Raw genomic sequence first — 7,051 nt, 5'->3', positions numbered from 1 at the left:
GCACCGCCGTCCCGCCGCCGGGCTGCCCGGCGCACCCCGGCGCCCCGGCCGACGCCGCGACCCAGCGCGGGACGCCGCCCGGCGGGCTGCCCGTCGGGGTGCCGCTCACCCCGCTGTACGGCGCCGCCGTCGCCGAGGACCCGCACGGCCTGTACGCCCGGCTGCGCGCCCAGTACGGCCCGGTGGCGCCGATCGAGCTGGAGCCCGGCGTCGAGGCCTGGCTCGTCCTCGGCTACCCCGAGCTGCTGGAACTCACCCGCAACGAGGCGCTGTTCTCCAAGGACTCGCGCCGCTGGCGGGTGCCCGCCGAGGGCCGGCTCGCCCCGGACTCGCGGCTCCAGCCGATGACCGCCTGGCGTCCCACCCTGCTCAACCTGGACGGCGCCGAGCACCAGCGGCTGCGCGCCGCCGTCGCCGACACGCTCGCCCAGATCGACCACCGGCAGCTGCGCGGGACCACCGAGAGCTCCGCCAACGCGCTGATCGACAGCTGGGGCCCGGACGGCACCGCCGACCTGGTCGCCCAGTACGCGCGCCGGCTGCCGCTGCTGGTCTTCACCCAGCTGCTCGGCCTGCCCCCCGACGCCGGCCCGCACCTCATCCGGCTGATCAGCCACATCGCCGACAGCGGCGCCGAATCGGTGCGCGCCAACCAGGAGTTCCAGGCGGTCCTGGTGGACCTGGTGCGACGCCGCCGGGCCACGCCCAGCGCCGACCTGACCTCCTGGCTGCTGGCCCACCCGGCCGCGCTGACCGACGAGGAGGCGGTGCACCACCTGGTGGTGATGATGGTCGCCGGGAACGAGACCACCATCTGCTGGACCGGCAACACGCTGCGGCTGCTGCTCACCGACCGCCGCTTCCGGGCCACGCTCACCGGCGGCCGGCTGACCGTGGCCGACGCGCTGGAGGAGGTGCTGTGGCGCGACCCGCCGACGCAGAACTTCCCCGGCCGCTGGGCCACCGGTGACACCGTCCTCGGCGGCCGGCACATCAGCCGGGGCGACATGCTGGTGCTCGGCCTGGCCGCGGCCAACGCCGATCCGGCCGCCCAGGGGCCCGGCGCGCTCGGGCACGCCGGGCTCGGCGGCAACCGGGCGCACCTGGCCTGGGGCGCGGGCAAGCACGTCTGCCCGGCCCAGCACCCGGCCCGGATCATCGTCGAGACCGCCGTCGAGACCCTGCTGCACCGGCTGCCCGACCTCCAACTGGCCGTGCCGGCGCACGAGCTGGCCTGGCGCCCGTCGCCCTGGTCGCGCGCCCTGGTCAGCCTTCCGGTGCTCTACAGCGCCTTCACCCCGCCCCGTCAGCCAGCCCCCGAAAGGCCCGACGCATGGACACCGCCGCAGATACCGGAAGAGCAGGACACGACCCCCGTCCCGGACCCGGCGGACCCCTCGGACCCGGGGACGGCGACGGCCGGCCCCGGCCCGTCCGGCTCGACGTCCTCGGACGCGACCAGCACGGGGAGAACGCCCGACTCCGCGAAGCCGGCCCGGCGGTCCTGGTGGAACTCCCTGGCGGGGTGGTGGTCTGGGCGGTAACCCACCACGACACGCTCCAGGAACTGCTCGCCGACCCGCGCGTCGGCAAGAACCCTCAGCTGTGGACGACGTTCCGGGAGGGCCGGCTGCCCGAGGGCTGGCCGCTGACCACCTTCGTCACCGTCCCCGGCATGATCACCGCCGACGGCGAGGACCACCGGCGGCTGCGCGGCCTGGTCACCCAGGCGTTCACCCCGCGCCGGACCGCCGCCCTGCAGCCCGCCATCGAGGCCCGGGCCACCGCGCTGCTCGACCGGATGGCCGGGCTCCAGGGCCCGTTCGACCTGCGCGAGCACTACGCCTACCCGCTGCCGATGCAGGTGATCGGCGAGCTGCTCGGCCTGCCGCCCAAGCAGCAGGACGAGCTGCACGAGCTCTCCGACACCCTGGTCTCCAGCTCCGCGACGCCCGAGGCCGCCGTCGCCGCGCAGCGGGCGCTGTTCGCGCTGCTCGCCTCGGTGGTCGCCGCCAAGCGGGCCGAGCCCGGCGACGACCTCACCACCGACCTGATCGCCGCCCGCGAGGACGACGACCGGCTCAGCGAGAGCGAGCTGGTCGGCACCCTGCTGCTGATGCTGGTGGCCGGCCACGAGACGACGCTCAACCTCATCACCAACGCCGTCCGCGCCCTGCTCGCCCACCCCGATCAGCTGCGGCTGGTGCTGGACGGCGCGGTGCCGTGGTCGGCGGCCGTCGAGGAGACGCTGCGCTACGACTCGCCGGTCGGCCAGTTCCCGCTCCGCTACGCGGTCGAGGACATCCCGGTCGGCGGGGCGGTGATCCGGCGGGGCGAGGCGCTGCTCGCCTCGTACGCGGCCGCCGGGCGCGACGGCGCCCACGTCCCGGACGCCGACCGCTTCGACGTCACCCGGCAGCCGAACCGCCACCTGTCCTTCGGGCACGGCCCGCACTTCTGCCTCGGCTCCGGGCTCGCCCGGCTGGAGGCGGAGACCGCGCTGCGGCTGCTGTTCGAGCGCCACCCCGCGCTGGCGCTCGCGGACGGGCCGGCGCCGGAGCCGATCGGGTCGTTCGTCAGCAACAGCGTGCGGACGCTCCGGGTGACCGTCCGAACGGCGCGGTGACCGAGGGCGGCCCGGGTCGTTGGGGGGTTCATGAAGAAACTCGCCACCCTGGCCGCCCTCACCCTGGCCGGTCTCGCCGCCGCCGTGCCCGTCGCGTCCGCCACCACCTCCACCGCGACCTCGCAGGACGCGCTCGGCGGCCTGTCCGACGGGCTCAACCTCTCCCCCGCCGACCTCGTCATCCACGAGGCGCGGAACCTGCCGCTGGTCGGCAAGGCCGCCACCGAGATCGAGGCGATCGGCACCAACCAGCTGACCCACCCCGGCCTCAGCGGCCAGATCGGGCACGGGCTGTGACCGGCGTGCGGCGGCCCGCCGCGCTCGTGCTGGCCGCGCTGGCGCTGGCCGCCGCGCCGGCGCCCGCGTTCGCCTCCGCGACGGCCTCCACGCCCGCGCCCGGATCCGGCTCCCTGGCCGACCGGGACTTCAGCGCCGCAGTGACCTGCCTCCAGGAGGTGGCGGTCGTCCCGGCCCTCGGCAGCCACGCCGCCGGGCCCAGCCGGTGCGCCGGCGGCAGCGTGCTCGACCACACCGTGGGCACGGTCGGCTCGCTCACCCGGTGACGAACAGCCCCTGCAACTCCCGGTAGTCCAGCCCGCCGTCGAGCGCGGTGTACGTTCCCTCCGCGTACACCTCCTCGGCGGCGCGGCGCACCGCCGCGCACGCCGCCGCCGCCAGGCCCGGCCCCAGGCTCACCCGGGCCACGCCCAGCGCCGCCAGCTCCGGCACGCTCGGCGCGCCCGGCCCGGCCAGCACGTTCAGCGGCGCCGGCACGGCCTCGACCAGCGCGGCGATCACCGCCGGGTCGGCCACCCCCGGCACGAAGACGCCGTCCGCGCCCGCCTCGACGTACGCCCGCAGCCGGGCCACCGCCTCGTCCAGCCGGCCCCCGGGCTCGCCGATCCGCCGCAGGAAGACATCGGTGCGGCCGTTGACGAACAGCGGCACGCCGGCCGCGTCCGCCGCCGCCCGGGTCGCCGCGATCCGCTCGGCCGCCTCGCCGGCGGGCCGGGCGCCGTCCTCCAGGTTGACGCCCACCGCGCCGGTGGCGAGCAGCGCGGCGACGGTCTCGCCGACCCCGGCGGCGGTGTCGGCGAACCCGCTCTCCAGGTCCGCGGTGACCGGCAGCGGCCCGGCCGCGCGGACCACCAGCGCCGTCTGCGCCAGCACCTCGTCCCGGTCGGCGGCGTCGCCGTCGGCACCGCCGAGCGTCCAGCTGACGCTCGCGCTCGCGGTGGCCACGGCCCGTGCCCCGGCGGCCGCGACCAGCCGGGCGCCCACCGCGTCCCAGACGTTGGCGAGCACCAGCGGCTGACCGGGGCGGTGGAGTTCCCGCAGGCGGCGGGCCTTGTCCCGTTGCTCCGTCATCGACGTCCCCACCTACTTCGCGGCCGGGCTGAGCCGGCAGGTCACGCCGATCCGGTTCCAGGCGTTGATGGTGACGGTCAGTGCGATCAGCTGCGCCAGTTCGGCCTGCTCGAAGTGGGCGGCGGCCTCGTCGTAGACGGCGTCCGGCACATGGCCCTCGGTCAGCAGCGTGATCGACTCGGCCAGCGCGAGCGCGGCGCGCTCCCTGGCGGTGAACCACGGGGTCTCGCGCCAGGCGGGGAGGGAGAGCAGGCGGTGGTGCCGCTCTCCGTTCTTGACGGCGTCGGTGGAGTGCATGTCGATGCAGAACGAGCAGCCGTTGATCATCGAGGCGTGCACCTTGACCAGTTCCGCGAGGACCGGGTCCACCCCCTGCCGCGCGGCGCGCTCCACGGCGTACATCGCCTTGTAGTACTCGGGCGCCAGGTCGGGCAACGAGATCCGCTGGGCCGGCGCGGGCACGGCGCCGCCGGTGCTGTCGTTCGTGATGGTCATGACCGTCAGCCTAGGAACCCGGCGGCCCACTGTCCCGGTCCGTTCACGCGCCGAAATCATGGGCCACCGGGGGCCGCCCCGGCGGGGGAACGCCGGCCGCTCCCGGTTGACGAACGGGCGTGCGAGGATCGCGGGGAGGGTGGTGTCGGCCGAGGTCAGGGGGACGGGACGTGTGTACGGCGTTCGTGAGCATCGAGCCGGCGGCGGCGGTGCCGGTGCTGCTGCTGTCGGTGCGGGACGAGTACGCGGGGCGGCGGTGGGCGCCGCCCGGCCGGCACTGGCCCGCGCAGCCGTCGGCCGTCGGCGGGCTGGACCTGGTCGCGGGCGGCACCTGGCTCGCGGTGGAGCCGGGCGGCGCGGACGCTCCGGGGCCGGTGGCGGCCTGCCTGCTGAACGGTTTCGGCACCCTGGCGCCCGAGGAGGCCCGGCTCTCACGCGGTGAGCTGCCGCTGCTCGCCGTCCGGGGCGGCCGGATCGACGAACTGGACCTCGACCGGTACGACCCGTTCCACCTGGTGCTCGTCCGGCCGGCCGGCGCACGCGTGCTGAGCTGGGGCGGGACCGGCAGCCGGCTCACCGGGCTGGAGCTGCCGACCGGCCTGAGCGTCGTCCTCAACGACGGGCCGGAAGGGCTGGCCGAGAACCGCACCGCGTCCGCGCGCATCCGCACCCTGATGGCCGCCCGCGCCGCCCACTTCCGGGCCCGCTTCGCCGCCGTGCCCCGGCCGCGCCCGCGCCCCGGCGCCGCGACGGCCGAGGAGGCCTGGGGCGGCTGGCTGCCGATCGTCGCCGGCGACGGCCTCGCGCTCGACGACCCCGCCGCCCTGATCCAGCGGCGCGAGTTCGGGGACGGGCGGATCTGGGGCTCGTCCTCGGTCTCGCTGCTGGCCCTCGGCGCCGACGGGGTCCGCTACGACTTCGCCGCGGTCCCCGTGGAGCCGGCCGGCCGCGAGGGCTGGCGGCGGGTGGAGCTGTAGCCGACAGCCGGTACCCGGTACCCGGTCACCCGGGGAAGCCGCCTCCCGGCGCGGCGAAAACCGGTGGGCGGACCGGGCCCGGTCTGCCACCATCGCCGGATGGGCGTACTGGATGCCGTGGCGGCCCGGGTGGCGGGCGGAGCCACCGTGGAGTTCCGGCCGGGCGGCTCCTCGATGGTCCCGCTGATCCGCAGCCGGCAGTCGGTGGTCGTCGCCCCGGTGGACCCGTCGAAGCTCGAAGTCGGGGACATCGTCCTGGCCCGGGTATCCGGAACCGTCTACCTGCACCTGGTGTCGGCCGTCGACCCGGCCAGAAGGCGGGTGCGGATCAGCAACAACCGGGGCCGGGTGAACGGCTGGACCGGCCATGACCGCGTCTTCGGCATCTGCCTCACGGTCGACGGATCCCCCCGGGCCGGCGCCGCGCACAAGACGGCGGGGGCGGGACCGGGCTAATTCGTTTGCCGACGGACGAACCGTCAGATAGGAAGTCGTTCATGCTTCGAGGCGAAAAGGTCGGGCTGCGGGCCCGGCACGACGAGGACGTCCCCGTCCTGCTGGCCGAGCTCTACGACGACGTGGTCAACTCCGCGCGGGCGGAGGGCCGGCCGTGGCGGCCGCTCTCCCCCGGCAGCAAGGACCCCCGGCTCGTGGGGGACGACACGAACCCGGCCCACGTCTCGTTCTCCGTGGTGGAGTCGGCGGGCGGCACGCTGGTCGGCACGGCGACGCTGTGGGGCATCGACACCCACAACCGGACCGCGCACATCGGGCTGGGGCTGCTGCCGTCCACCCGGGGCAAGGGCTACGGGACCGATGTGGTCGCGGTGCTGTGCCACTACGGCTTCGTGGTGCGCGGCCTGCAGCGGCTGCAGATCGAGACGCTGGCCGACAACACCGCGATGCTGCGCGCCGCCGAGCGCAACGGCTTCGTCCGCGAGGGCGTGCTGCGCTCCTCGGCCTGGGTGATGGGCGGGTTCCTGGACCAGGTGCTGCTCGGGCTGCTCGCCGAGGAGTGGAAGGCCTGAGCGCCGGCCGAGGTGGGGAGCGGCCCTAACGGCGCTCCAGGAGGCCTCGGTCGAGGGCGGTGACGACGGCGTGGGTGCGGTCGTTGACGTCGAGTTTGGCGAAGATCCGCAGCAGGTGGGTCTTCACGGTGGCCTCCGTGATGACCAGGCGGCGTCCGATCTCCACGTTGGACAGGCCGTCGGCGACGGCGGTCAGCACCTCCGTCTCGCGGGCGGTCAACGCCACGGGGGCGGGGCGGCGCAGGCGGGCGACCAGGCGTTCGGCGACCCGGGGGGCCAGCACGGTCTCGCCCCTGGCCGCGGAGTGGATGGCGTCGACGAGCCGTTCGCGCGTGGTGTCCTTGAGCAGGTAGCCGATGGCCCCGGCCTCGACCGCGCGCTCGATGTCCTCGTCGGTGTCGTAAGTGGTCAGGATCAGCACGCGGGTGGCCGACCGGGCGGCGGCGATCTCGACGGTGGCGCTCGCCCCGTCGAGCACCGGCATCCGCAGGTCCAGCAGCGCCACGTCGGGCCGCAGGCTCGCGACGAGTTCGACGGCCGCCCGGCCGTCGCCGCCC

At 75.8% G+C, this 7,051-nt stretch carries 10 protein-coding genes; 7 read left to right on the top strand and 3 right to left on the bottom strand.

Annotated features, from left to right (window positions below):
- The 4 genes from ABD308_RS07580 to ABD308_RS07565 all read left to right on the top strand — a co-directional run.
- A partial coding sequence (locus tag ABD308_RS07580; RefSeq protein ID WP_344329605.1) for a cytochrome P450 occupies window positions 1-1,544 on the top strand: 1,544 nt, incomplete at its 5' end.
- Window positions 1,508-2,626, top strand: a complete 1,119-nt coding sequence (locus ABD308_RS07575; RefSeq protein ID WP_344329603.1) for a cytochrome P450 family protein — start codon at window positions 1,508-1,510, stop codon at window positions 2,624-2,626. The genes ABD308_RS07580 and ABD308_RS07575, both read left to right, overlap by 37 nt.
- Before the next feature lie 30 nt (window positions 2,627-2,656).
- A complete protein-coding gene (locus ABD308_RS07570; RefSeq protein WP_344329602.1) occupies window positions 2,657-2,923 on the top strand; it encodes a hypothetical protein in 267 nt (88 codons plus the stop codon).
- Window positions 2,924-2,928: 5 nt separating this feature from the next.
- On the top strand, window positions 2,929-3,189 hold the full coding sequence (locus tag ABD308_RS07565) for a hypothetical protein (protein ID WP_344329600.1): 261 nt from the start codon (window positions 2,929-2,931) through the stop codon (window positions 3,187-3,189).
- Here the strand turns inward: ABD308_RS07565 and ABD308_RS07560 are convergent.
- Together ABD308_RS07560 and ABD308_RS07555 are read right to left on the bottom strand one after the other, a co-directional pair.
- On the bottom strand, window positions 3,179-3,994 hold the full coding sequence (locus tag ABD308_RS07560; RefSeq protein ID WP_344329599.1) for an isocitrate lyase/PEP mutase family protein: 816 nt from the start codon (window positions 3,992-3,994) through the stop codon (window positions 3,179-3,181). The two genes, ABD308_RS07565 and ABD308_RS07560, sit on opposite strands and share 11 nt — an antisense overlap.
- A gap of 12 nt (window positions 3,995-4,006) precedes the next feature.
- Window positions 4,007-4,489, bottom strand: a complete 483-nt coding sequence (locus ABD308_RS07555; RefSeq protein WP_344329598.1) for a carboxymuconolactone decarboxylase family protein — start codon at window positions 4,487-4,489, stop codon at window positions 4,007-4,009.
- A 185-nt stretch (window positions 4,490-4,674) separates the two neighbouring features.
- Here ABD308_RS07555 and ABD308_RS07550 point away from each other — a divergent pair, with 185 nt between their 5' ends.
- From ABD308_RS07550 to ABD308_RS07540, 3 genes are all read left to right on the top strand, one after another.
- Window positions 4,675-5,466 carry an NRDE family protein gene (locus tag ABD308_RS07550; RefSeq protein ID WP_344329597.1) on the top strand — a complete coding sequence of 264 codons (792 nt, stop codon included), beginning with the start codon at window positions 4,675-4,677 and terminating at the stop codon, window positions 5,464-5,466.
- Window positions 5,467-5,565: 99 nt separating this feature from the next.
- Entirely contained in the window at window positions 5,566-5,922 is a 357-nt protein-coding gene (locus tag ABD308_RS07545) for a S26 family signal peptidase (RefSeq protein ID WP_344329595.1), read from the top strand.
- 41 nt (window positions 5,923-5,963) lie between these two features.
- Window positions 5,964-6,494: a GNAT family N-acetyltransferase gene (locus ABD308_RS07540; protein WP_344329594.1), complete on the top strand. Its 531-nt coding sequence runs from the start codon at window positions 5,964-5,966 to the stop codon at window positions 6,492-6,494.
- A 25-nt stretch (window positions 6,495-6,519) separates the two neighbouring features.
- Here the strand turns inward: ABD308_RS07540 and ABD308_RS07535 are convergent.
- Window positions 6,520-7,051, bottom strand: a 532-nt coding sequence (locus ABD308_RS07535; protein WP_344329593.1) for a response regulator, incomplete at its 5' end; no start/stop codon positions are given.

Source organism: Kitasatospora putterlickiae, assembly GCF_039527695.1.
GTDB lineage: Bacteria > Actinomycetota > Actinomycetes > Streptomycetales > Streptomycetaceae > Kitasatospora > Kitasatospora putterlickiae.
Note: the sequence above shows the minus strand (reverse complement) of the source record. Positions and strands in the feature narration are given on the sequence as shown.

What these genes read in the sequence shown, in the direction of transcription:
- ABD308_RS07560 (WP_344329599.1), bottom strand. Translation starts at nt 3,994, where the DNA reads ATGACGGAGCAACGGGACAAGGCCCGCCGCCTGCGGGAACTCCACCGC.
- ABD308_RS07570 (WP_344329602.1), top strand. Translation starts at nt 2,657, where the DNA reads ATGAAGAAACTCGCCACCCTGGCCGCCCTCACCCTGGCCGGTCTCGCC.
- ABD308_RS07545 (WP_344329595.1), top strand. Translation starts at nt 5,566, where the DNA reads ATGGGCGTACTGGATGCCGTGGCGGCCCGGGTGGCGGGCGGAGCCACC.
- ABD308_RS07555 (WP_344329598.1), bottom strand. Translation starts at nt 4,489, where the DNA reads ATGACCATCACGAACGACAGCACCGGCGGCGCCGTGCCCGCGCCGGCC.
- ABD308_RS07540 (WP_344329594.1), top strand. Translation starts at nt 5,964, where the DNA reads ATGCTTCGAGGCGAAAAGGTCGGGCTGCGGGCCCGGCACGACGAGGAC.